This is a genomic window from Methyloterricola oryzae (genome assembly GCF_000934725.1).
GTDB lineage: Bacteria > Pseudomonadota > Gammaproteobacteria > Methylococcales > Methylococcaceae > Methyloterricola > Methyloterricola oryzae.
Map to the genome: position 1 here is coordinate 114,323 of NZ_JYNS01000005.1, position 23,766 is coordinate 138,088.

Genomic DNA, 23,766 nt, shown 5'->3' on the forward strand with positions numbered 1-23,766 from the left:
GTTTGTTCGACTTCCCTGACCCATAAAGCCCGCCCGAGTTCCAAGGGCCAGATTGTCCGTGGCGCGCAGGGACTTGGCAAGGCTAGAGGTAGGATTCCAGCGAAGGCAGCCGCGCGCGCTGCAGGATGGTGGTGGCGATCTCCTCGATGGAGCGGGTGGAGGAATCCAGCCACGTGATGCCCGCCTCGCGCATCAGGCTCTCCGCCTTGCGGATTTCCGCGCGGCAGGTCTCCAGCGCCGCGTAGGCGCTGTCCGGGCGCCGCTGGCTGCGCACCGAGTGGAGCCGCTCGGGGCTGATGCTGAGCCCGAACAACTTGGTCCCGTAGGCCAGCAGCGCCGGAGGCAGCACGCCGCGGGCGAAGTCCTCGGGGGTCAGCGGGTAGTTGGCCGCCTTGACGCCGAACTGCATGGCCAGATAGAGGCAGGTGGGCGTCTTGCCGCAGCGGGAGACGCCCACCAGGATCACCTGTGCTTCCTCCAGGCCCTGATTGCTCATCCCGTCGTCATGGTTGAGGGTGTAGTTGATGGCGTCGATACGGGCGAAATAGGCGCTGCCGGTGGCGCTGCGGGATTTGCCCAGTTCGCCCTGCGGTGTCTGTTCCAGTTCGTAGGCCAGGGGATCGACGAACAGCCCGAACACATCCAGCAGCAGTCCGCCGCTGTCCCTAAGGCGCGCGCGCCAGTCGGGGCGGAGCAGGGTGGCGATGACCACCGGCCGCGCCGGTTCCTGAGCCGCCACCCGGCGAATGGCCGCCACCGCCTGCGTCAGTTTCTCCTCGCTGTCGATGAAAGGCATGCGGACCTGGCGGAACTGGACCATGGGGAAATGCGCCAGGAGATGGCCCAGGGACTCGGCGGTAATGCCGGTGCCGTCGGAAATGAAAAAGACCGTGCGGTCGTGCATGGCTGTCTGCGATCGGGGTTTCAAGTCCTTCAAGGAGAAGCGGGCAGGTTATCCCGACCTGCCCGCTTCCTGTCGCCTTCGACCGGCGTGCCGGTCACTCCGCCAACCGATTCCAGGTGGCAACCACCGTGTCCGGGTTCAGGGACACGGACTGGATGCCCTGCTGCAGCAGCCACTGGGCGAAGTCGGGATGATCCGATGGGCCCTGGCCGCAGATGCCCACGTACTTGCCCAGGCGGTTGCAGGTGTTGATAGCCATCTTCAGCAGCACCTTCACCGCGCGATCGCGTTCATCGAAACCGTGCGCCATCAGCCCTGAGTCCCGGTCCATGCCCAGCGTGAGCTGGGTCATGTCGTTGGAGCCGATGGAGAAGCCGTCGAAGTACTGCAGGAATTCCTCCGCCAGCAGCGCGTTGGACGGGATCTCGCACATCATGATCAGGCGCAGCCCGTGCTCGCCGCGCTTGAGGCCATTGCGCGCCAGAATGTCCACCACCGAGCGGGCTTCCTCCAGGGTGCGCACGAAAGGGATCATCAGTTCCACGTTGGTCAGGCCCAGTTCCTCGCGCACCTTGCGCATGGCGATGCACTCCAGCTCGAAGCAGTCGCGGAAGTCCTCGGCGATGTAGCGCGCCGCGCCGCGGAAGCCGAGCATGGGGTTCTCCTCTTCCGGCTCGTAAATGTCCCCGCCGATCAGCTTGCGGTACTCATTGGACTTGAAGTCCGACAGGCGCACGATCACCGGCTTGGGGTAGAAGGCCGCCGCGATGGTGGCGACGCCTTCCACCAGCTTCTCGATGTAGAACTCCCGGGGGTTGGCATAGCCGCTGGCGCGACTGGCAACCTCCGCCTGGAGTTCCGCCGGCAGGCTTTCCATGTTGAGGATGGCCTTGGGGTGGATGCCGATCATGTTGTTGATGACAAATTCCACTCGGGCCAGACCGACCCCTTCATTGGGCGTCGCCGCGAAGGTGAAGGCCATGTCCGGATTACCTACGTTCATCATCACTTTCACCGGCACCTTGGGCATGGCTTCCGCTTCCCGGGATTCCACCTGGAAGGGCACGGCGCCTGCATAGACCTTGCCGGTATCGCCCTCGGCGCAGGACACCGTGACGACCTCGCCTTCCTGCAGCGCCTCGGTGGCATTGCCGCAGCCGACGATGGCCGGGATGCCCAGCTCACGGGCGATGATGGCCGCGTGGCAGGTGCGCCCGCCGCGGTTGGTGACCAGGGCCGAGGCGCGCTTCATCACCGGTTCCCAGTTGGGATCGGTCATGTCCGCCACCAGCACGTCGCCCGGCTGCACGCGGTCCATTTCGGACGGGTGCCGAATCACCCGCACCGGGCCTTGGCCGATCCGCTGGGTGACCGCGCGGCCGGTGATCAGCACCTCGCCGGTGCCCTGCAGGGTGAAGGTCTCCACCGTGCCGGCCTGGCGCGATTTCACCGTTTCGGGCCGCGCCTGCAGGATGTAGAGCTTGCCGTCCAGACCGTCCTTGCCCCATTCGATGTCCATGGGGCGGCCGTAGTGCTGCTCGATGGTCATGGCGTAGCGGGCCAGTTCCAGCACCTCCGCGTCGTTGAGCGAGAAGCGCGCGCTGTCTTCGGGCGCTACCGCCTCGGTGACTGTGGACTTGCCTGCCTCGGCGGCGCTGCCGAACACCATCTTGCTGCGCTTGCTGCCCAGGGTGCGGCGCACGATGGCGGGGCGGCCCTGGCTGAGCAACTCCTTGTGCACGTAGAACTCGTCCGGGTTCACCGCGCCCTGCACCACGGTCTCGCCCAGGCCGTACGACGAGGTGATGAACACCACGCCGCGGAAGCCGGATTCGGTGTCCATGCTGAACATGACGCCGGCGCTGCCCGTATCGCTGCGGACCATGCGCTGGATTCCGGCGGACAGCGCCACTTCGGCGTGGGTGAAGCCCTTGTGCACCCGGTAGGCGATGGCGCGGTCGTTGTAGAGCGAAGCGAATACTTCCTTGATGGCATGCAGTATGTTGTCCAGCCCCACGATGTTGAGGAAGGTTTCCTGCTGGCCGGCGAAAGAAGCGTCGGGCAGGTCCTCGGCGGTGGCGGAGGAGCGCACGGCGAATGAGGCTTCCTCGCCGGCCTCGGCCACCAGGGCCAGGTAGTGATCACGGATCTCCTGCTCCAGCGCCTCGGGGAAAGGCGATTCCAAGATCCAGCCGCGGATGGTCGCGCCGGCCGCCGCCAGGGCATTGACATCCTCCACGTCCAGGCCGGCCAGTTCCGCCTCGATGCGTTCGGCCAGCCGGCCGTGGGCGATGAATTCGCGGAACGCCTGTGCGGTGGTGGCAAAGCCGCCCGGTACGCGGATGCCTTTGGAGGACAGTTGGCTCAGCATCTCGCCCAGGGAGGCGTTCTTGCCGCCCACCAGCGCGACGTCGCTGTTGCGCAGCTTTTCCAGGGGGATGACCTGCGCGGTAGCCGTTTCCTCGGGCCCCCACTGCAACTGCGGAATCACCCAGTCGGGCCGGACGCCGTAGTCCTTGGCGATGGCGGCAACCACGTCCAGGCACTGCGCTTCGGACTGCAGCCCGCTGAATTCGGCGTGGTGTATACCGCCGGTGACGAAAGCGGTGTGCACGCCGGCCTTGGCGCCGCCCATGACATCGTGGAAGCAGGAATCGCCGATGGCCAGGGTGCGTTCAGGCGCGAACTGGGGGAGCAGGGACCGGCAGTACTCGTAGATGGAGGCGTGGGGCTTGCCGATGTAATGGACCTTGCCGCCCATGGATTCGTAGCGGTGGGCCACCTCGCCGGCGCTGAAGGTCAGGCCATGGCTGGAGAAGCGCACCGTGTCCGGGTTGGCGCAGACCAGCGGGATGCCCTGCATGCGCGCCTGGTGCAGCTCGGTCTCGTAGAAGGCCATGGGCTTGGCGTCGTCGACGCCGGCCAACAGGATGAAATCGGCATCGGCCATGCGGCGCACCGGCTCGATGTCCAGGCCTTCCAGCAGGGTGGCATCCGCGCCGTTGCTCCAGAGCAGGCAGCGCCGGCCCAGGTCGGCCGTGAAGGGGTGGATGCCACGGGCCAGGCAGTCGCGCGCCACTTCGCCCGAGGTAACCAACTGCGAGTAGCACGCGCGGGGAATGCCCAGTTCTTCGAGGCGCTGTACATTTAACTGCGCGCGCTTGCCGGAGTTGCTGAGGATGACCACCTGCTTGCCCAGGCCCATCAGGCGGCGCAGGCACTCGGCCGCACCCGGCAGGGCCTTCTGGCCATCGTGCAGGACGCCCCATTGATCGACCAGGAACAGGTCATAGTCATCGGCGAGTGCCTTGATGCCCGAGACAAGAATTGAGCCGCCGGACTGCGGCAGCTCGGCGACGCTCAGGGGAGCGGTGACTTCCTCGGCTTTGACGTGCGACACCGGGTTCTGGCTGGCCATGTTTGCAATCTCCAGTTTGGTTAGGGGATGAGCTGCGGACGCTGATGTCCGATGGCTGCCTATGGTAAAGTCCTCATGTATAAATAACAGTTAAATGATTTAATAGTGATGATTTACTATGGTTAATGTATGAACGTCAGCCTGCGCCAACTCAAGCTGTTCGAATCCGTCGCCCGCAACCTGAGTTTCACCCGCGCCGCGGAGGAAATGCACCTGACCCAGCCCGCGGTTTCCATCCAGGTGAAGCAGTTGGAGGACAGCGTCGGCCTGCCCCTGTTCGAGCAGATCGGCAAGAAGATCTATCTGACGGAAACCGGCCAGTCCCTCAAGAGCCTGTGCGACACCATCCTGGGTGAACTGGCGCGCTTCGAGATGGAAGTGGCGGACCGCAAGGGACTCAAGCAGGGCCAGTTGCGCCTGGGGGTCACCACCACCGCCAAGTATTTCGTGCCCGGGGTGTTGGGCCCTTTCTGCGATCTTTACCCGGGCATCGAGGTGTCGTTGAAGGTGAGTAACCAGCAGGCCCTGCTGGAACGCCTCGCAAGGAACGAAGACGATCTCTACATCCTCGGGCGCCCGCCCAAGCAGATGGCGGTAACGGCCTTGCCCTTCATGGCCAACCCGCTGGTGATGCTGGCCCATCCCGAACATCCCCTGGCTGGCGTGAAGAACATACCGCCGCAGCGTTTCGCCGAGGAATGGTTTCTGATGCGCGAGCCCGGCTCCGGCACCCGCACCGCCACGGAACGTTTCTTCGCCGAGCGCGGCATCAGCCTGCGCGAACGCCTGACCCTGGGCAGCAACGAAGCCATCAAGCAGGCGGTCATGGCGAAACTGGGAGTGGCGGTGCTGTCGCGGAGCACGATTGCCCTGGAGAGCGAGGTGGGGCGAATGGTCATACTCGACGTCGAGGGCTTCCCCATCCGCCGCCATTGGCATATCGTGTATCCGGCGGACAAGCGGCTGTCGGTGGTGGCGCAGACCTTCTGCGACTACCTGGGCTCTCACACGCAGGCGGCTGGCGAGCCAAGCGCGCCGGACAGCGAGGAGTGAGGTGGGCTGGGGTCCTGAGACACGGGAGTTGGCGGCTAAGTCGTCGGCAAACACGCGCGTAGGCTGGGCGTCGGCCATACTGTTGGTGGCCGGACGCCTTCTGGCCGAGGGACGATGCCCCTGGCTTCGTTAGAGTCGCTAAGCAAAGGCCGCCCGAAGGCGGCCTAGAGGCCTCCGCAATGGAAGGCCAGAGTTGAGGTGCGAATAGCCTATCGTCTGTTTTTCCCAGGTTTAAGACCCTTCAGCGGCGGATGCTGGCGCTCCCTGGAAAGCGTCTGCGATTCCTGTTTGGACAAGATCGAGAAACTGGTCACGCCCTTGCCGATGCAGAGCAGATTCTTCCTGCCCTGAAGGTTGAAGTAAGGCTGGTTAATGTCCTGGCCGAAGAGTGCGTCGGCACAGATGTTAGTCCCTTCTCGCACCGAGCTCGGCACGTAGAATTGGAAGTCCACCACGCGGCTCGCACCCGGTTTAAGGGTCATTTTAGTCGGGTTCGCGGTCTGGAAGGTGGTATCGCCTCCCAAAGACCTTAGATCGCTGCTGTTCACTATGCTCCAGGCTGCACCGCTCATCTGCTTCCCTGTGAGGTTTGTGACTCTTACGCTGTAACGACAGGTTCCACCTTTCGCTGGAAAACTGCCGCAAGGGCGGACCACTGAGAACTTGATGGGATACAGTTGCAGTGGAACATTGCCGATGTCCCGATTCTCGTACTCTTGGACACTCAGTACTTCCTGCTGAACTTGTTGATAGTTCTGGGCGGTGACCACCAGTGTATAATCGCCAGCCGGGATTTGCGTGTTGAACGTGAAGCGACCTTCGTTATCGGTTGCTGTTTCGCTGATGCCCCCACAACTGAAGCCGCACTGGGTCAAGTAAACATAAGCAAACGGATACTCCTGTCCAGAAAGCCCTACGCCGCTCTCGGCGTCAACAACCCGTCCGCTGATCGACCCTATGCTTGGATTCGGCGTCAGCGCGATGTCCCCCACTTTGTAGTTTTCACCCTGGCCTACGGCAAAGGGTCCAACCTGATTGTCCTGATAGTTGCCGCAGTGAGCAACCACCATGTACGTGCCGGCCGGTAGCGGTTGGCCCTTTAGGTCCGCGTTGATATAGAAACTACCGTCGTATGTCGCGTCGCCCCAGTTCACGTTATTGGTGCATGACCCAGCTTCATCAGGAGTAGAGCACCACATTAAATCCACGTAGCCACAACCGGTAATATTGCCCGTTGCGGCGTCCATGAGTCGGCCGCTGATCGAACCGATCTTTGTGAATGGACTTACTACACTTAGATAATACCCGCCGGATTGGATATGGGTACCATTGAATCCAAAATCATCGAATCCAGTCGCAGCCACAATTAGCACACCGTCCGCTGGAACATTGATGGCAATTTGGGAGTTTAACGAGCCCGAGTCGTCGTTATAAGACAAAGGTTTGCAATTGCTATCGAAAACTCCGAGTACAGGATCGCCTAAGGGGGGTGGGGCATGGATATAGAGCCACGCGCCCTCTAAGGTGATTTTGATATAATTACTTGGGGGTAAGTGAAGCCTAAAAAAGTCGACGTCACCAACGGACAGTTCGCCCTCTACCAGAAATGGTGAATTATCTGCGCTAAAATCGACATCCTGTGCACCCAAGCAAGTATTATTCGGTTCTGCATCTCCCTGTTGTGCAAATACCGCTGATATACCGCCGAGCAGGGCGAGCACCAATACCAAGAATAGCGCGAAGCTACGGTATCGTTTTACGTTCATGGCTATTTCTCCCTGTTTTTCCAACCAAAGGCCGGTTGGGTGTCTCATGTCGATGGTCTTGCAGAAAGGCTAGACCGGTAGGAGTGCTTCGCGAGTAAAAGGCTTTACAAATCTGCCAAAGTCATATCTTCGGAAAGGATATGCCTTTTATGCTGTTTGCCGCTCAGCGGTGTTCTTTGTTGCTTGGTTTCTTATATGGCCAGGATTTTGGATAAAAATGCTAGGCCATCTCAAGGTTAATGTGTAGCCAACCGCTGAGGCAGGTGATTGTCGCATTCAAAGAGATGCGTGTAATAAATGGACTTTAGGCTCTGAATTGCCCTGGCATGTGGCTGCTTTGAACGCGGCAAGATAAATTGATACACCTTACTCTCTATTATTGGATCGGTATTTATACTCAAGAGACAAGAATCTACGGTGACCCATGAGCTGGCGAATTTAGGAAATGAGAAAGTCGGATATCTGTGATGTCATTCAACCGTATGTATATGCTGAATACTACCTCAGTGCTTCGTGTTGGCCGCTTACGCCAATTTGAGAAAAGTTACTATTAACTGTCTTTGCAATAGCCGGAAACGATGGTCAATTGAAAGCAACGGCCGACGGTGACGAAGGGAGGAGAGACGAGCGATCTACGGCATTGTGTCCGGTTTGACAGTTCGCAAGCATCTCCAATACGCGGTCAATCGTGTGCATTGAAAGGCGCGGTCGGTTGGCCGCTTTGTCAAGCGCGCGGTGTTTTGTGAACCGGAAAGACTTTCCCATTCCTCGTCATTGGCATATGGTGTACCGGGTGGACAAGCGGCTGTCCGAATTCGCGTCCACCTTCTGCGACTATCTGGCTTGCTCCGACCTTGGCGTGGCCCAGAAATGTCAGGAGCGTCTTTGCGCTCTAGATCAAAAATAAACAAAAATCAGGAGTTGACATGAAGCCACAGATTTTCGCCTTCTGCGCCGCGGCAACCGCGGTTTTGTTCAACGGCTGCGCCGGCCAAGGCAACGCCTATTCCCCTGTTGCCCAGGCGGCGGTACCCTCCATTTCAGCGCCTTCCGCCGCGTCTGTCGCCCAAGGGGCGGTTCCCTCGATTTCAACTCCTTCCGCCGCATCGGTTGCTCAGGCGGTGAGTGCCGGCCTGCCGACAGTGGACATGGCCGCCGTCAAGGCATTGCTATCGCCGGATGAGATAGCGCAGACCGTGGAATTTCCGGAAACGGGCACCAAGACTCTGAGCGGCCGCATCGAGGGCTACAAGACGGCCTCTTTCGCCGTGCCGGTGCGCAAGGGACAGAAACTGGACGTCACCATGGAAACCAAGAGTTCGTCCGCCTACTTCAATATTCAGGACGTCAAGGACACCAGCGGCGCGGCGGTCTTCGCGGGTGAGACGGAGGGCACCAACACCGCCATGATCCGGGCTCAGGCAGACACCACCTATGTGATCCGTCCGTACCTCGTCCGCGCCGTCGCGCGCCGGGGCGAAAAGGCGGACTACACCTTCAAGATCGAGCGGCAGTAGGCGACCTCTCTCGTCTCTCGGGGCGAGAGAGCCTTGGTAACAAGCGGGCATCCCCCTGACGCGCAGGCTGGGGGATGTGCCGCCGAACCGTTCGGACTTTGGAAACGGTAGCTCGGTCCGGCGCACACTCACCCGCCCGATTGCCACAGCGCCTCGGGGCGCAAAGTAATGGTGCGCAACGGAGAGGCTTTCCACCTGCGCGGCATTAGCTTATCGTCTAAAGCCGGTTACCCGGCGCTTTGCCAATCTATCAGTCCCATGAAAGGGAGAACGTCCTTGACCGATCAATTGGATCATGTTTCTGGCGCGACGCTCGACGAAATCATCTCACGCAAGCTGATCGACCTGTTCATCCGGGTCGGCTTGATCGGCTTCCTGGTGGTTTACTGCTACTACATTTTTCGGCCCTTTATCGGCCTGATGCTGTGGTCGGTGATCCTTGCGGTGGCCATGTATCCGCTGCACGCGATCATCGCGCGTCGACTCGGCGGACAGGAGGGGCGGGCAGCCACGGTGCTGGTGCTCGGCATCATGCTGAGCGTCTTGGTGCCTGCGACCTTGTTGATTTTTTCCTTCGCCGATTCCACTCATGATCTGATCAGGCAGGTCAAGAGCGGCGGATTGCAGGTGCCGGCCCCCGATCCGGCCGTGGCCGCATGGCCGCTGGTGGGCGGCAAGCTGCATGCCCTCTGGAACACCGCCCACACCGATCTGGGCGCCCTGGTCACCAAGTACGAGCCCAAGCTTGGCATCATTACCAAACAACTTTTGGGCTATGCCGCCAGCGCCGGAACGGGTGTGCTGATGTTCCTGGTGGCCCTGGTTCTGGCGGGTATCTGGATGGCTTACGGCGCGGCAGGCCATGGCGTCGCCCTGGCCATCGCCGGGCGCATGGCGGGCCCGGAGCGGGGGCCGGCTCTGGTGAGTCTTTCCACCTCGACCATACGCGCGGTGGCGCAGGGAGTCATCGGCATCGCCTGTGTTCAGGCCTTGCTGCTGGGGGCGGGCTTCATCCTGGTGGGGGTGCCAGGCGCGGGCATCCTGGCCATGCTGGTGCTGCTGTTCGGCATCATGCAGGTGCCCGCGCTGCTGGTGTCGCTGCCGACGATCATTTACGTGTTCTACACCAACGACTCCACTTCCGTCGCGGTCATGTTTGCCGTCTACACCGTCGCAGCCGGCAGCGTGGACAACATACTCAAGCCTTTCGTGCTGGGGCGAGGGGTGGACGCGCCCATGCCGGTGATTCTGTTGGGCGCCCTCGGCGGCATGGCCACCGGCGGCATCATCGGCCTGTTCCTGGGGTCGGTCATGCTGGCTCTGGGATTCCAGTTATTCATGGCCTGGGTGTACCGGGAGCGGGACGCTCGGGCAGGTTTGGAGACGGTTGCGAAGTAGCCTTGCGAAAGTTGCGCACGTGCGATTGGCAGCGCTTTGACTCCCTCACATAAGCTAGACCTGCGCTCGGTCACCATCAGGCCGGACGCTTGGGACTGTCGTCAGGCCTGAGAACAGACTATGTCTCGGCCATCCACGCAGGCGGAATCAGGTCTGGGAAAATCTGTGCGGTCATGTGTTCCGTAAGCCATTGAGCAGGGTAAACCACTTGCTTCTCCGGGTTGGCGTTAAGATATGCGCCCCACCAGGAGAAGGTGCTGTTGGCAATGACGTGATGATGGCAACTGCTCATCAGGTACATCTGTTCCCAATCCGTAGCGTCGTTGGGTACTTTTAGGAAACGTAACTTTCCCTCAAGCTTGCTTCCATCGAGTTCCGAGGCTCTGGCGACAGAATCCGCTATGTGAGGCAGATAAGACTGGTTGACCAGTTCGTCGTCCTCTTCCTCGCAGAAAATCAGGATGTCGACGCCATTCGTCCCATCCCATTCGAGCGCACGCAGGATGCGCAGGACGGCATTGGAGTAGTAGGTCGGGCCCAGGATGAAGTGCACGTCTGAGGTATTCTTGAAGTCTCCGAGGCGCACATGCAGGGAAATTTGGAGGCGTTCGGGGTCGAACAATTGTCTGAAGCGGTCGCGCGTCGCCGCGATTGACGTCCGAATCTCCAGTTCCTTCAGCAAGTCTTCGAAGTCATCCTCGAAATACTTGTAGGACAGGAAATAGCCGCTAAGTTTGAGGTGCTTGTAGCGCCTGAGATGCGCCAAGTCACGAAAGGTACCGAACGAATCGCGATGCTCGGTATCCCATCGGTAGGCCTCATAATTGTCCACACAGCAAGGCTTAAGCGCCTTGAATACGCTGTCGAAATATCGTGGCCTGGCGTGATAGCCGGGCTTGTTGCTCATCTTCGAGAATCGTTCGGGGTCGTCATGCAGGATCAGCTTCGATTCGGTCTTTCGCGCATAATTGAGCGCGGTCAGCAACTGAAACATCTGGTTGCCGAGTCCGTAGCGGTACTCGATGGTAACGACCCTTTGAGCGCCGTCGACACTAAGCCGCCGCGTAACTCTGCGCTTTAGCCTGCGCGCGTGGGTGAGAGGCATCAACTTGACCTTAACTGAAAAACGCAGAAGCGGATCGCTCACCTGACCCCTTGAGGAAACGCTTGCCGGGATCACTAGCCGTGTCTCCAAGACGTGAAGAGCTCCACTGCAGAGCATCTGACTGAACACTCTTCAAAAAGCGCCTCCCGAGAACGGTGTCTCGGTAGTCACCCCCGAGAGCATTCATCGGAAAATGCAATTATGTTTTTGAGTTTGCAGGATAACTCGGCGCCGGTGATTTGTCATTAACCCTGGCAATGGGCATCCAGGGCAGAGGCCTGCGAACAGTTGCATCTCTCCAGCCTGAAAATTCACGCCGCCGAATTCATCTTCTCAGACCCGACGGTATGATAGGCTCCCCGGAGTTGCCTGCTGAGACTCCCGGTCGCGAGCGTGCGCAGGCTAAACCGATGATCTTTTCCAAAGGAGTACTTGATGGCCATTTTCTCTCAGATTATCGCCGTGGAGAGCCCGGAGCGCCTGATCTGCGATGAGTCTGGCAAGAATCCGGGCTTCAGTGTCCAATTTGAGGCCGACGGCGAAATTCCTTTTCCCCAACTGATCCTGCATGGGCAAGGCATGCAAAAGATCTTCAAGGATGAGGATATCCGTTGTTTCCCATCGCATGCCGGGAACGTGACTTACGAAGTAAGTATTCCGGCGGGTATCCTACAAGCCGGGCAGGTGAGCATTCAGGTGGAAGGCTGCCGCAAGCGTGATGTCGGCAGCGCCGGTGGCGCGGACTGGGTCAAGGTATTCCGCAACCTTGAGCTGCGGCCGCGTTCACGCCCGCAAACGCCAAGGGTGAGCGTCGGTTCCGGTCCGGTGAAGCTCTACTTCGGCATCCACAAGCACATGCACCAGCCGTACTACGACACCACCAACCGCTATGCCTGGGATGGGGAGAAGGACGGCATCTTCGGATCGCGAGGCGGCAACTACACCGATTTCATCCCGGCGGCGGTGCGCCAGTATGCCGATGGCGGCCTGCCCCACGCGGGGCTGTCCACCAGTTGGAGCGGCTCGCTCATCGAGCAACTGGACCGCTGCGCCAGCGACGGCCTGTGCGGCGGGCGCTTCGGCCATTGGCGGGAGCCCTTGCGCGGCATGGCTGGCGCAAAAACGGCTCTGGGCAATCCGCGAGTGGCTTTCACCGCTTTCGGATTCTTCCATCCCTTGATGCCTTTGATCCCGCAGCGCGACATCGTGCGCCAGATCCAATGGCACAAGGGGCTGGTGCGCGAGGCCTTCGGCGTCGATCCCGTCTCCACCCTGTTTCCGCCGGAGACGGCGTTCCATGTACGCATCATCCCGGCACTGCTGGAGGCGGGGGTTACGTCCGTCATCTACGACTCCATCCACCGCTTCCGGGCCTGCCGCGACTACCCCTACGCCGGCATGGGCGAGGGCATGCTGCCGCCCAATCGGGCGGAGCAGGTGAACCCGCCGGTGGATGACTGGCTGCAGCTGCACAATATCTGGGCGGGCTCCAAGATCTCGCCCTCGCTGCTGCGTCCCGAGTACGTGGCCTACGAGGATCCGGACGGCCAGGTGCACAAGATCATCGCCGTGCCGGCGGAGCGCTACATCGGCAACGAGGACGCCCGCGGCGGCTTCGGCGCCCTCCAGTATCCGTCGGTGCTGGGCCAGGTCTATGACCGCATCGTCGAGACCGGCAGTTACGATCCCAAGCATCCGCCGTTCTTCCTGCTGCATTCCGACGGCGACAACCATGGCGGCGGCGCGGACAGCTATTACCACCACAACACCGGCGCCCTGGTGCACTGGCTGCAGCAGGACCGGCGTTTCGAACTATGCGGCATCGACGACTACTTGCAGCAGTTTCCGCCGGACCCTGAACATACCTGCCATATCGAGCCCGGTTCCTGGAGCGGCGCCGACAACGGCGACCCGCAGTTCATGAAGTGGTTCAGCCGTTACGATCAGGCGTATTCGCCGGACCTCAATTCCTGGGCGGTGCTCACTGCCTTCCAGAACGCGGTTCACAGCCTGGAGGATGCGGAACCCGGGCACGCGGCCCTGGGCGATGCGCTGCGGCTGCTGCTCACGGCGGAAACCAGCTGCTACTGGTACTGGACCGGCCAGCTCACCTGGGACCAGCAGGTCACCAACGCCGCCAATATGGGGCAGTCCATGCTGCGCGGCGCCATCGATGACTTGCTGCGCCGGGGCGGTGACCGCACCGCGCCCACCATCTTTCCACCCTGGGTGACGCCGGAAAATCCGGGCGGACAGCGCTGGGGCCAGGGTTGCCTGCAGGATGCGCCGCGCGAGGGCACGGTGCACACCTTTGTCCACGACATTTCCGGGTTGAAGCGGGTCAGCCTGGTGCTGCGCAGCGCGGCGGGGGAGTCGACCCTGGCGATGCACGACCGCGGCGTCTATCCCACCGCGACCGGAGCGCAGAGTTCGGCCCATTACTTCACCGCCGATCTGCCAATGGGGGCGGGTGACCTGCGCTATTACATCGAGGCGGAAGATACGGCCGGAAATCTGGCCCGCAGTGCCCTGGAGCGAATCTACCTGGCCTGATACGAAACGTGTTGTCTGCGTTCGGGCCCGGCGTCAGGATATTTTACGTTTCTGCGGATTCGCACGGGCGGCGCGGGAATCCGTGCTGCCTCGTTCAGTCGCCCCAGTATCGGGCAGCAGCGCGAATTCGGTGCGTGGCGGGCGATCCAGCGGAGGGACAAATCCAGCGTGGGTACCGTGGATTCAGGGAGGCTAGCGTTGGCACGCAAGCTGCAGGACTCTAAGTGCCGTCATGGTATCCTCCTAAAACTTGTTAGAACCCACCTTCTGGTGGGTTTTTTTTCGCCTGCTGCCCGGCGTCCGGGCGTGTTGCCTCTTGCCGCAGCGCCGCCGCCAGGTCTCGATCCAACTGGTTCAGGCATTGGTTCAAGCCTTTGACCATCAGTGCGTAGTCGCTGTCGGAGGCGGGCGCCGCGTAGCTGACCTGCCGGCCGGGTCCTGAGCCGTCCGGGCGGGTGATCTGCCACTGCGCCGTCAGGTGTGCCTGGCCCCGCTCATCCACATGAAATTCCAGAATGTTCAGCGACAGCTTGAGCTTGGCCTCGCGGGCCCGGACCGAGCCGTTGACGGGCACCACCTCGGCCGGCACCAGCACCGCCAGGTCCTGGGTCAGGACGCGTGCGATGTTGCCGTCCAGGTCTTCCGCCCAGCGGTTGGTCTCGTCCAGGCGGTAGGCGTTGGGGCCGGTGGCGTGGACGATCTGCGGCCGGTCCACGTAGCCGGGCACCTGAATCGGCGCCAGGGCGATGAGCAGGGTTTCGCGTGCTTGCGCGCCGGGGTTCGCCTTGCCGGTAGCCAGGGGCTCCAGCATATAGAACTGCGAGGGCGGTGAAGTACCCAGGCAGCCGCCGAGGATCAGACAGGACAGGAGGGTGAGGGAGAGTGCCGTAAGCCGCGTCGGATGCATGATTCAACCCCTGTTCAATGGTCTTTGCCGGAAATCAACGATTCCGGGTGCCGCTCCAGATAATCGGTGAGGTCGCGCAGGGAGCGCGCCGCCTGCCTGAGGGCGATGAGGGTCTCGTTGAGGGTGGAGTCAGGCCCCACGGCCTGCTCCACGGTGCCCACCGCCGTGCCCGCCTTGTTCAGCGCAACGGTCGCCGCCTGGAGGGTCTGGTTGGCGGTGGCCAGGATCGGCTTGACCTCGCCGTGCACGTGCTGCACCAGTTCCCGGGAATCCTGCATCAAGGCATTGGCGTTGCTCATGGTCTTGTCAGTATTGCGCAGGATGGGCTCCAGGTTGCGGTTGAGGGTGGAGACGGTCTTTTCCATCTCCACCAGGGTTTTGGCCAGGGCGGCGCGGGAGGTCTTGACGTCCTCGGAGGAGAGCAGGTCGCGCAGTTCCTTCACGGTTTGGCCGAAGTTATCGACGATCTGCTCCAGCGGAAGACTGCGGATCTTCTCCGCCACTTCCTCGGCGGTGTTGCGCAACTCGTCCGCTGTGGTGGGCACGGCGGGCAGTTCCAGCAGGCCCTGGTGCTCCAGTCCCACGTAGTTGGCCGGCTTGCCGGGGAAGATGTCCAGGTCCACGAACAAAAGGCCGGTGAGCAGGCTTTGCATCTCCAGTCGGGCGCGGAATCCGGCCTCTACCAATCTGTCGCGGTTTTGCTTCTGGTGCTCGTGGGTCATGCCCTTGGCGAAGGGCTTTCCGCCGGCGCCGACGAAGCTGTTGCGGTCGATCTCGATCACCACCGGCTTGTAGACCTTGGCGTGCTTCTGGTCGATTTGCAGCGAGATCTTGGTGACGGCGCCCACCTTGACGCCCTGCATCTTCACTGGAGCGCCCACCTCCAGGCCGTTGAGGGAGGAGTCGAAGAAGATCACGTAGTAGATCTTGTCCATGTTCAGGTACTGCGCGCCGCCGAACATAAGGATGCCGATCACCAGCAGCGCCAGCGCGCCCAGGGTGAAGCCGCCCACGGCCACCGGGTTGACGGGTTTACTCATGGCCTAGCACCTTCTTTCACAGTGGATTCCTCGCCATCGCGTTCACCTCGGGTCAAGAAGCGGATGATTTTGGGGTCCTTGGATTCTTCCAGCAATGCCTTGGGCGAGCCGGTGGCGAGCATGGTCTTGGTCTCCGGGTCCAGGAACACCGAGTTGGTGCCGATGGCGAAGATGCTGGCCAACTCGTGGGTGACAACCACGATGGTGGTGCCCAGGGTGTCGCGCAGGGAGATGATCAGATCGTCCAGCAGCCGGGCGCTGATAGGGTCCAGGCCGGCCGAGGGCTCGTCGAAGAACAGGATTTCCGGGTCCAGGGCCATGGCCCGCGCCAGGCCGGCGCGCTTCTGCATGCCGCCGCTGATCTCGGACGGGTAGTAGTCCTCGAAGCCGGCCAATCCCACTAGCGCCAGTTTGTAAGAGACGATGTCGGCGATTTCCGCAGGGCTCAGGTCGGTGAACTCGCCCAGGGGCAGGGCGATGTTCTCCGCCAGGGTCAGGGAGCTGAACAGGGCCCCGCTCTGGTAGAGCACGCCGATGCGGCGCATGATTGCGGTGCGCTCGGCGTCCTCCGCCTGCCAGAAATTCTGCCGCTGGTAGTAAACCTCGCCCTTTGCCGGGCGCTGCAGGCCGATCAGATGGCGCAGCAGGGTGCTCTTGCCGCAGCCGCTGCCGCCCATGACGATGAACACGTCGCCGCGGTTGATGGAGAAATCCAGATCGCGCTGGATGACGAAGTCCCCGTAGGCCATGGTCAGGTTCTGCACCGTGATGTGCGGGACCGGCTCGCTCATTCAGATCCCCAAACGGTTGCAGACCAGGGTGATGATCGAATCGGCCACCACGATGTAGACGATGCTGTCCACCACCGCCGCCGTCGCCGCCTCGCCCACCGCCGCGGCGCTGCGCCCGCACTGCATGCCGCGCCGGCAGCCGGCGCTGGCGATGAGGACGGCGAACACCAGGCTCTTGGACAGGCCTATGGCCAGGTCCGGCAGGTGCACCGCGCGTCTAGTCTCGTTGTAGTACTGCAGCAGGTTGACGTCGAAGGCGCTCACCGTCACCAGCGCGCCGCCGAGGATGCCCATGAGGTCGGCATACAGGCAGAGCAGGGGCATCATCAGGATCAAGGCCGCCAGCCGCGGCAGCACCAGGAAATGCATGGGCGAGATGCCCATGGTGCGCAGGGCGTCGATCTCGCTGTTGACGTTCATGGTGCCGAGCTGCGCCGCGTAGGCCGCGCCGGTGCGTCCCGCCATGATCACGGCGGTCATCAGGGCCCCCATCTCGCGCACGGTGCCCAGGCCCACCAGGTCGGCGATGTAGATCTGCGCGCCGAACATGGAGAGCTGCACCGCGCCGACGAAGGCCAGGATCAGCCCCACCAGGATGCTGATGAGGCTGACGATCGCCAGGGCGCCGGGGCCGGTTTCCTGCACGCACAGCATGAGGTCGATCGTCCGGTAGCGGGCCCGGCCACGAAGCGCATCCAGCACGGCGAGCAGGGTCTCGCCGACGAAACCGACCATGCCGGTGGCTTCCTTGAAGGCCGCCAGGGTGTTCTTGCCGAGGCGGGCCAGGAACGGCTCGCCATTGGCCGAGCGGCGCGCGCCGCTGCGCTCCGGCACCGCCCGCGCCAGGTTCAGCAGGCCGCGCACGCCTTCCGGCAGACCTTCGCAATCCACGGCAATGCCGTCGGCGGCGCAGAAATCGGTGATCTGAAGAATGAAAGTGGGCAGGCGGCTGTCCCAGTCTTGCAGGTCATGGACAGCCAGCCGCATGCGCTGGGGCTTGGCGGCGCGCAGGGCTTCCAGGAGCGCTTCGGCCTGCGGAACATCGGCCGCGTGGGTCCAGGTGCCGGAGAATTCGATGGTCGAGTCGCCAGCCTCGCTGCTGTGCCGGGCTTGACCGGACGCCGGCTGCGGGTTCACCCAGGCCTCCTGGCGATGGGCCGGGCAGCCGCGCCCGGTGGCGACGAAGGCGAAGGCTGCGCGAGTCTGGCGGGTCGTCCGGTTCGCATCGTGAGGGTCCTTAACAGTGTCTGCCGATACTTTAATGAAAAGCCCGGAATCCCGCCAGACGCCGCGGGAGGGTTCTTGGCGTTAAAGTCCTTCCCCCCAGCGGTACTGCCAGGCGAGTCCCACGATATCGAAGTTGCTGCCAGTGCGGGCATAGATGCCGCTGCTGCCGAACAGCTTGATGGACTGCTGGCGGCTGATGGGAAAGGAGAGAGTGCCGCCCAGGCGCCAGTTCTCCATGCGGTCGTTGGCTTCGATGCCATCCTTGGTGGTCTGGCCTCCGGTGTAGTAATTGGCGTCGAAGGCCCCCCAGATGCCATTGCCGAAGCTGTAGATGAGGTGGCTCTGCAGTGCGACCATGGGGTCTTGTTCCAGGGTCTTGCCACGGAAAGGCTGGTCGTTGTCGGTGAAGATGAAGACGCCCGCTGCCAGCTCCATAGTGAGCGGACCGAAGGCCTTGGATAGCCCGAGTTCGGGCTTGACGGCCCAGCGGTTGGTGCCGAGGTTCACCAGCTTTTCCGGGTCGTACTGGCCGCCGGGCGGGGAGACCGCGAGGCTGGCGCCCAGGATCCAGTCCTGCTGGTACTGGCTGAAGTCCTTCATGCTCAGGGCGGGCGCCCCCAGCAGATTCATGTAGAAACGCACCCAAGGGTCGGCAAAGCCGCTGATATCGCGGATCCTGGGTTTGCCCAGCACCTCCGCCTGGCCCGACAGCCAGGCCTGGGGCACGATGATGTCGAACTTGCCGGAATGGCCCCAGAGGTCCAGTGAACGCACGTAGGCCAGGGTGGCGCTGTGGATGGACATCCTGCCATTGGTGATGGGCACCGTGGGGGCGAAGCTCACATTGCCCTGGGTGTAGGCATAGTTGACCACCAGGAAGTTGAGGCCGACCGGGATGTTGGAATAAGCCCTTGGCTCGATGTCGGTGGCGGCGGCTTGTTGCGCCATCAGGCAGCAGGCCGCCAGGGTAAAGCACCCGGCAGGGCGCAGGCGCCGGATTGCCAGGGTCGCGTTCAGGCTAGTGGATCTGGCCAGGCAGTTCGGACCCCGCTAGGCCTGGCGGCGCCTTTCTCCACGGATAGCCTTTCAGCGCCAGCCGGTAGCCGTAGTCGTAGAGCGCCTTCATGTAGGCAGGATCGAAATCCTCGCGGTGCTCCGCCTTGAAGTCGGCTCCGATGAAGGCCAGGTTGTAATCCAGGCCGTCCTTCTGAGCGGTCAGGTAGATGCGATACAGGTCGCCCAGGCCCTGGGTCTGGATCAGGGAGGCGATGGCGCGGCCGGCGATGCTCATGGTGCGCCGTTCTACCGAGGACCATTCCGGGTCTAGGCGGGCATTGCGGATGATGTAGGCGCGCCGTTCGCGCTGAGCCGGTTTCATGCCGTGCTGTTCCATCACGTCCGACAGGCGGGGCGGATAGAGGAAGACTTGGGCGGTCGTGCCGCCATCCACGTGCATCTCCTGGTACTTTTTGCCATCCACTTCCACGTCGATCATGACCGGCGGGAAGGCGCCCGGGATGGCGGCCGAGGCCAGCATGATGCTGCGGAACAGCTCCAGCGCCTTGGGATTCTTGCTGGCGGCGATCGCGCCCATGTTCCAGATCACCGGCCGGCGCGCATCCAGGTCGGTGGTGCCGATCAGCAGCAGCCGTCCCTTGCCGTATTCCGCCGCGATCCGCGTCAGCATGGCTTCATCCACGTACTTGCCCAGCAACTGCCAGAGCGGGCGGTTGTCGGCCATGCCGTCACTGGTGAGGGCCGCCATCAGGGAACGTTCCTCGGCGATGTCCTTCTTGGAGACGGAAGTGTAAACCTGGCTCAAACGGTCGTCGTATTCGTGCCCGAGGAAGGCGAAGGGGGCGATGAGGGCTCCGGTACTGATGCCAGTGACGCCCTTGAAGATCGGGCGGGTGCCGGATTTGCTCCAGCCCGTAAGCAGGCCCGCGCCGAAGGCGCCGTCATCGCCTCCTCCGGAAATGGCCAGGAAGTTGGCGGGGGGCAGTTCGCCGGTTTGACTCTGCTTGGCCAGCGTGTCCCGCTCGCGCTGCAGCGCCGCCATGCTGTCGTTGATCAGGGGCGTGATGTCGCGGTCCACCCAATAGCGCACGCCGGGCATGCCGGGCACCTCGGCCTTCATGGTCTGGGCCACGGGCACCGCGTTCAACCGGAAAAGCGCGCCGCAGCCCTGCAACGCCAGAACGGCGAGCAGGGCAATCAGACTACGCAGATGAATTAGCATGCGGTGCAGCCTCAGGTCTTGGTAGGGCAATCCGGCCGATGCGTGATGTCCGGTCATTGACCGCCTGGGCTGATCCACCCCTGCTCGGCGAAGTAAGTCTGCAACTGGGTGGCGATCTTGTCGGCCAGGGCCTTGGCCTGCTGGGCCGAGGAGGACTTGTAGCTCTTGGCCCCGCTGACGGCGGCATTGGTCGCCAGCACGGCGGCCGTTCCCGCGCCGGCGGCGGCGCCCGCGGGACCCATCACTGCAGCCCCCGGCATGTCGCCACTGTCCGCATGGGCGGAGAAAGAAGCGATGGAGGAGAGCCCTGCCTGCATGGGGGCCAGTACCTCGACATCACAGTCCACCGAGGACTGCCCCAGGCCGAAGCCGATGGCGTTGCGCTGCAGGCGGTTGCCTTCGTCGATCTTGAGAAAGTGTCCGGTGACCAGGATAGATCCCGGGTTGACCGGCATGTTCTGATCCGAGCGCAGGGGGTTCAGGCCCATGGCCTGGATCTTTTCCACCAATTCGGTAGCGAGGGCGTCCGCGACCTCGCGGCCAACCGCCAGTTCCTCCGCCGTCGGGTTTTCCTGCTTCATGTTGCGCTCCAGTTTCGCGAAGATGCTGGAATTCTGGTGCACATCGCTCGGGCTGACGGCAAAGTTATAGATCAGCACCTGCTGTGGCCTGGGGAGGCCGGTATTGGCCACTTCGCTGGTGGGGCGCACGGTGTTCTTGGCGCAGCCGGAGAAAATGGCCAGCGCCAGTATGGCTGCCGATGTTGCGAAAGTCTTGTTCATAAACATGATGCTTGCCTCGTTGTCCTAGGTATCTGAAGGCTTGGCACGGGTATGGCCGGCCGGTTGCACGGGCGCGCTGAATCCCCGTTCACTTGCCGGGCGCGGCCATTTGCGTTCCGAATTCCACCTGCTTCGCGCCTTCGGGCTTGCTGAAGTCGAACATGCCGGCGGAGAGACTGGGCTTCAGGTTCCAGTCGGATAGCTCCACCACGAATCTTGGAAAGTTAGGCACATCTTTATAGGTTACCGCCAGGCGGCGTGGCAGGGCGTTCTTGCCGCTCTCGATCCAGATTTCCCAGTTGGTGTTGGCATTCATGAAGGCGAAATGCTCGCAGGCGACGCCGTGCACCTGGGCCGGGCCCACCACGATGGCGTGGGTCAGTTCCTTGGTCAGGGCCTGGTAGGGATCGGCCACCATGAAATCCGCCGAGGGGAAGGTGATTCCGGTTTTCTCCATGGCGAATGGCAGCATGGCATCCAGGGTGTTCGGAGCATCCGTTGTCGCGTAGAGCTTCTTGGCAGGGTCGAAGGCCGCGAGCTTGCTGCCGTTGTAGTAGAGCACGAAATGCGGCAGATCTCCGCCGACCTTTGCTCTCAGCATGTTGGGCCGTTTTAACGCCAGGCTCGACTCGGCGAAATACGTGACGAACTGGCCGGTCTTGGCAGGGAATTCACCGGAGCTGCGCGCCTTGAACGTGAGGGACTTCGCTGTCGCCAAGGTTTCGCTCATCTGCTTCAGGCGATCCAGGGCGGGCTGTTCGAAGGTGGAGGGCGGCGGTGGCGGTGGGGCGACGGGTTGCACCACGGCCGGCTGGATGGGCGTGGGAACCGCCTTGCCGGATTCACCCTTGTGCGCGCAACCCGCAGCCGCCAGCGTGAGCGACAGTGCGATGGGACTCAGGAGCATCCGGCTTGAGCCATGTTGTTTTCTTAGCATGTCCGTTCCTCGTTGTTCATGGGATTGAATTCGGGCTGCGGAGCGAGGCTCCGGGCACCGATCAGGGTGCTGAAACGACCTGGTAGTAGACCCCGGAGCTGCCGAAATACGGTTTGTACCAGTTGGGGCCGCATTGGTAGTACTCGGTGTTGTGCATGTTCACGCTGCCGCATCCGCCGGGCAAGGTGCTGACCTGGGCGCCGATGGGCATGGCCGCGGGATAGCCCGCAGCCGGCTGCTGCACCACGACCGTGGTGTTGGTCGGTTGCGAGGACTTGGCCGCCGCCGCGCCCGCCATGGCGCCCACCGCAAGCCCGGCCACCCCGGCGGCCGCCACCTCGCCGCCGGAATAGCCGCCGTTGTTGTAATAAACCGGCGCCGGATAGCCATAGCGGACCGGCGGCGGCGCGACGTAGCCGTAATGCACGGGAGGCGGAGGTGGCGGCCGGTAATAGGCGTTGTGGTTCCAGGAAGCGGTATTGCCGTAGGCGCCGGTGGCGGTGCCTGAACCATGATTCCAAGACGCGCTACCGCCATAGGCGCTGGTGGCGCTGCCTGAACCGTCGGACCAGGACGCGGATCCGCCGCGGGCCGTAGTGGCGCTGCCGGTTCCGTGATTCCAGGAAGCGCTGCCGCCATAGGCCCCGGTGGCGCTGCCGGTGCCATGGTTCCAGGAGGCACTGCCGCCGTAGCGGCCAACCGCCGCCCCGGAGCCGCCGCCGCCCACCGCTGCGCCGCGGTAGCCCACGGCGCCCCAGGGATAAGCGTTAAACGAGGCCGCCGCCAAGGCGGCGGTCAGAATCAAGGTACTTGGTCGGGTGTGCATAGGAATTACTCCCTGCGAAGTGATGGGGAAGCCGGCGGCCTTATTGTGGCGCGTCCAGCACCCGGGCTGTCTGCGAAAACGCATTGCAGTTCTCAACGTCACGGCAGACGGTCTCGTACACGGCTTCCCGGCCGCAGCCGCGGATGCCGATGGTGTATTGGGTCCAGGGGCCGGCCCAGGCGCCTGCGGCCCGGTAGCCACCCTGGATGCCCTGGATGATCTTCTGAGAGAGGACCGAGGTGGTCACTTGTTCGCAGTTCAGTTCGAACTTGCCGCGGGCTTCGGCGGTGCGCAGGGCGCCAGGCGAGTTCTCGGCCAGGAACTGGGCGTCGCTGACACAGCCCGTGAATAGAACTGTGACAGCAACCACGGCGACAGGCACCAGGAGAACGCGGTATGGGAAAGCGCTGGGGGAGGGAGAGACATCAGGCATGGTCGTGATCCTTCTCGTGTTTGTCGTGAACAGTGCCTTGGGGACTGACCGCCTGCGTGACGGTTCCGTGTCGGGAGTGAAGCGGAGCGGCGTCCACCGCCGCTCCTTCCGGCCTGGCGCCAAAACGCGCACCAGGCCGGAGCCGGGTCGCTGCGCCGGTTTACGGAGTGGCCTGGCCGCTGGTCCAGGAGGATAGCTTCTCCGCCAGCTTCTGCGACCATGTGGTAATGGCGTTCTCGGCATCGCCCCACTGCCACTGGAACCCGGCCTCGATGGAACCGCCACCGATCTGGCGATCGACTACGGCCGCCAGCACCTGGCCGGTCTGAGCGTCGGTCAGCTTCGCCGCGCCCTGGGCCTGGCCAACGAAGGGGAAGGTGCCGGTAGCGAGATATTTCAGGTTGCTGAGCATGTGTGCCTGAGGAATGATCATGGACACGCTGCGCAGGCCCGGCGTCGCGGCCTCGGCGTCCAACATGGCGACATCGATTTTCATCACGCCGGGACCGGGCTTGTCGACAATCTCGAACTTTTTGCCCAGTTCAGCCACCAGTTGCTGGTGGAAATAGTTCACCAGCATCTGCTGATCGGAACCGGAAACCGAGCTGGATGGCGCTCCCCAGAACGTCACGGGGTCGACCATCATCTTGCTGTAGGAAGTCCACTTTGCGGAGGGGTTCACATAACGCAAACCGGCCTGACCATCGCCGCCTGGCGTCAGTTGATCGCACACGGTGCCGAGAAAGCCGCAGGCAAGACCTTGCTTGTTCACGTCTGCCTTTTCGGTGGTGGTGCAGGCGGTCAGCGCAAGGCCCACGAGAGGCAATGCGATGAGGGTTTTGATGGTGGACCTGCGCGGTGTCATGGTGA

The 23,766-nt window shown here is 62.5% G+C and carries 19 protein-coding genes; 4 read left to right on the plus strand and 15 right to left on the minus strand.

What is annotated here, in order from left to right; genetic code table 11:
- Nucleotides 1-82: 82 nt before the first annotated feature.
- Both ppsR and ppsA read right to left on the minus strand, forming a co-directional pair.
- Nucleotides 83-904, minus strand: coding sequence for a posphoenolpyruvate synthetase regulatory kinase/phosphorylase PpsR (ppsR, locus tag EK23_RS09035; protein WP_045225030.1), 822 nt, complete (start codon nucleotides 902-904; stop codon nucleotides 83-85).
- A 94-nt stretch (nucleotides 905-998) separates the two neighbouring features.
- On the minus strand, nucleotides 999-4,322 hold the full coding sequence (gene ppsA / locus EK23_RS09040) for a phosphoenolpyruvate synthase (RefSeq protein ID WP_438941138.1): 3,324 nt from the start codon (nucleotides 4,320-4,322) through the stop codon (nucleotides 999-1,001).
- Nucleotides 4,323-4,451: 129 nt separating this feature from the next.
- On the opposite strand from ppsA, the gene EK23_RS09045 reads away from it, so the two are divergent.
- On the plus strand, nucleotides 4,452-5,375 hold the full coding sequence (locus EK23_RS09045) for a LysR family transcriptional regulator (protein WP_045225031.1): 924 nt from the start codon (nucleotides 4,452-4,454) through the stop codon (nucleotides 5,373-5,375).
- 209 nt (nucleotides 5,376-5,584) lie between these two features.
- On the opposite strand, the gene EK23_RS09050 is transcribed toward EK23_RS09045, so the two are convergent.
- Entirely contained in the window at nucleotides 5,585-7,141 is a 1,557-nt protein-coding gene (locus EK23_RS09050) for a carboxypeptidase-like regulatory domain-containing protein (protein ID WP_158002475.1), read from the minus strand.
- A 926-nt stretch (nucleotides 7,142-8,067) separates the two neighbouring features.
- On the opposite strand from EK23_RS09050, the gene EK23_RS09055 reads away from it, so the two are divergent.
- Nucleotides 8,068-8,658, plus strand: a complete 591-nt coding sequence (locus EK23_RS09055; protein ID WP_045225033.1) for a hypothetical protein — start codon at nucleotides 8,068-8,070, stop codon at nucleotides 8,656-8,658.
- Nucleotides 8,659-8,934: 276 nt separating this feature from the next.
- The gene (locus tag EK23_RS09060) at nucleotides 8,935-10,056 is read left to right on the plus strand and encodes an AI-2E family transporter (RefSeq protein ID WP_235281971.1); all 1,122 of its coding nucleotides are present in this window, start codon (nucleotides 8,935-8,937) and stop codon (nucleotides 10,054-10,056) included.
- Nucleotides 10,057-10,174: 118 nt separating this feature from the next.
- Here EK23_RS09060 and EK23_RS09065 read toward each other — a convergent pair whose 3' ends face one another.
- Complete coding sequence (locus EK23_RS09065) at nucleotides 10,175-11,161, minus strand: alpha-1,2-fucosyltransferase (protein ID WP_158002476.1); 987 nt, start codon at nucleotides 11,159-11,161, stop codon at nucleotides 10,175-10,177.
- Between the two features lie 435 nt (nucleotides 11,162-11,596).
- Here EK23_RS09065 and EK23_RS09070 point away from each other — a divergent pair, with 435 nt between their 5' ends.
- A complete protein-coding gene (locus EK23_RS09070; RefSeq protein ID WP_045225036.1) occupies nucleotides 11,597-13,714 on the plus strand; it encodes a polysaccharide deacetylase family protein in 2,118 nt (705 codons plus the stop codon).
- A 253-nt stretch (nucleotides 13,715-13,967) separates the two neighbouring features.
- Here the strand turns inward: EK23_RS09070 and EK23_RS09075 are convergent, their stop codons facing one another.
- The 11 genes from EK23_RS09075 to EK23_RS09125 all read right to left on the minus strand — a co-directional run bounded on the left by EK23_RS09075 (nucleotide 13,968) and on the right by EK23_RS09125 (nucleotide 23,761).
- Nucleotides 13,968-14,621: a PqiC family protein gene (locus tag EK23_RS09075; protein WP_045225037.1), complete on the minus strand. Its 654-nt coding sequence runs from the start codon at nucleotides 14,619-14,621 to the stop codon at nucleotides 13,968-13,970.
- 14 nt (nucleotides 14,622-14,635) lie between these two features.
- On the minus strand, nucleotides 14,636-15,661 hold the full coding sequence (locus EK23_RS09080; protein WP_045225038.1) for an MlaD family protein: 1,026 nt from the start codon (nucleotides 15,659-15,661) through the stop codon (nucleotides 14,636-14,638).
- Nucleotides 15,658-16,452 (minus strand): ABC transporter ATP-binding protein, encoded by a 795-nt coding sequence (locus EK23_RS09085; RefSeq protein ID WP_045225039.1) that lies wholly within the window; start codon nucleotides 16,450-16,452, stop codon nucleotides 15,658-15,660. The genes EK23_RS09080 and EK23_RS09085 overlap by 4 nt, the downstream gene beginning before the upstream one ends.
- Entirely contained in the window at nucleotides 16,453-17,589 is a 1,137-nt protein-coding gene (locus tag EK23_RS09090; protein ID WP_045225040.1) for an MlaE family ABC transporter permease, read from the minus strand. It abuts the gene before it with no gap.
- Between the two features lie 171 nt (nucleotides 17,590-17,760).
- Nucleotides 17,761-18,627 carry a transporter gene (locus EK23_RS09095; RefSeq protein ID WP_045225041.1) on the minus strand — a complete coding sequence of 289 codons (867 nt, stop codon included), beginning with the start codon at nucleotides 18,625-18,627 and terminating at the stop codon, nucleotides 17,761-17,763.
- Between the two features lie 70 nt (nucleotides 18,628-18,697).
- Nucleotides 18,698-19,975 (minus strand): patatin-like phospholipase family protein, encoded by a 1,278-nt coding sequence (locus tag EK23_RS09100; protein ID WP_200892130.1) that lies wholly within the window; start codon nucleotides 19,973-19,975, stop codon nucleotides 18,698-18,700.
- Nucleotides 19,972-20,700 (minus strand): DUF4410 domain-containing protein, encoded by a 729-nt coding sequence (locus EK23_RS21650; protein ID WP_158002477.1) that lies wholly within the window; start codon nucleotides 20,698-20,700, stop codon nucleotides 19,972-19,974. The genes EK23_RS09100 and EK23_RS21650 overlap by 4 nt, the downstream gene beginning before the upstream one ends.
- Before the next feature lie 88 nt (nucleotides 20,701-20,788).
- A complete protein-coding gene (locus EK23_RS21655) occupies nucleotides 20,789-21,637 on the minus strand; it encodes a DUF2092 domain-containing protein (protein WP_082054058.1) in 849 nt (282 codons plus the stop codon).
- A gap of 61 nt (nucleotides 21,638-21,698) precedes the next feature.
- On the minus strand, nucleotides 21,699-22,463 hold the full coding sequence (locus EK23_RS09115; protein WP_045225042.1) for a hypothetical protein: 765 nt from the start codon (nucleotides 22,461-22,463) through the stop codon (nucleotides 21,699-21,701).
- A gap of 40 nt (nucleotides 22,464-22,503) precedes the next feature.
- Entirely contained in the window at nucleotides 22,504-22,896 is a 393-nt protein-coding gene (locus EK23_RS09120) for a hypothetical protein (RefSeq protein WP_045225043.1), read from the minus strand.
- 160 nt (nucleotides 22,897-23,056) lie between these two features.
- On the minus strand, nucleotides 23,057-23,761 hold the full coding sequence (locus tag EK23_RS09125) for a DUF3313 domain-containing protein (protein WP_045225044.1): 705 nt from the start codon (nucleotides 23,759-23,761) through the stop codon (nucleotides 23,057-23,059).
- Between the last annotated feature and the right edge of the window lie 5 nt (nucleotides 23,762-23,766).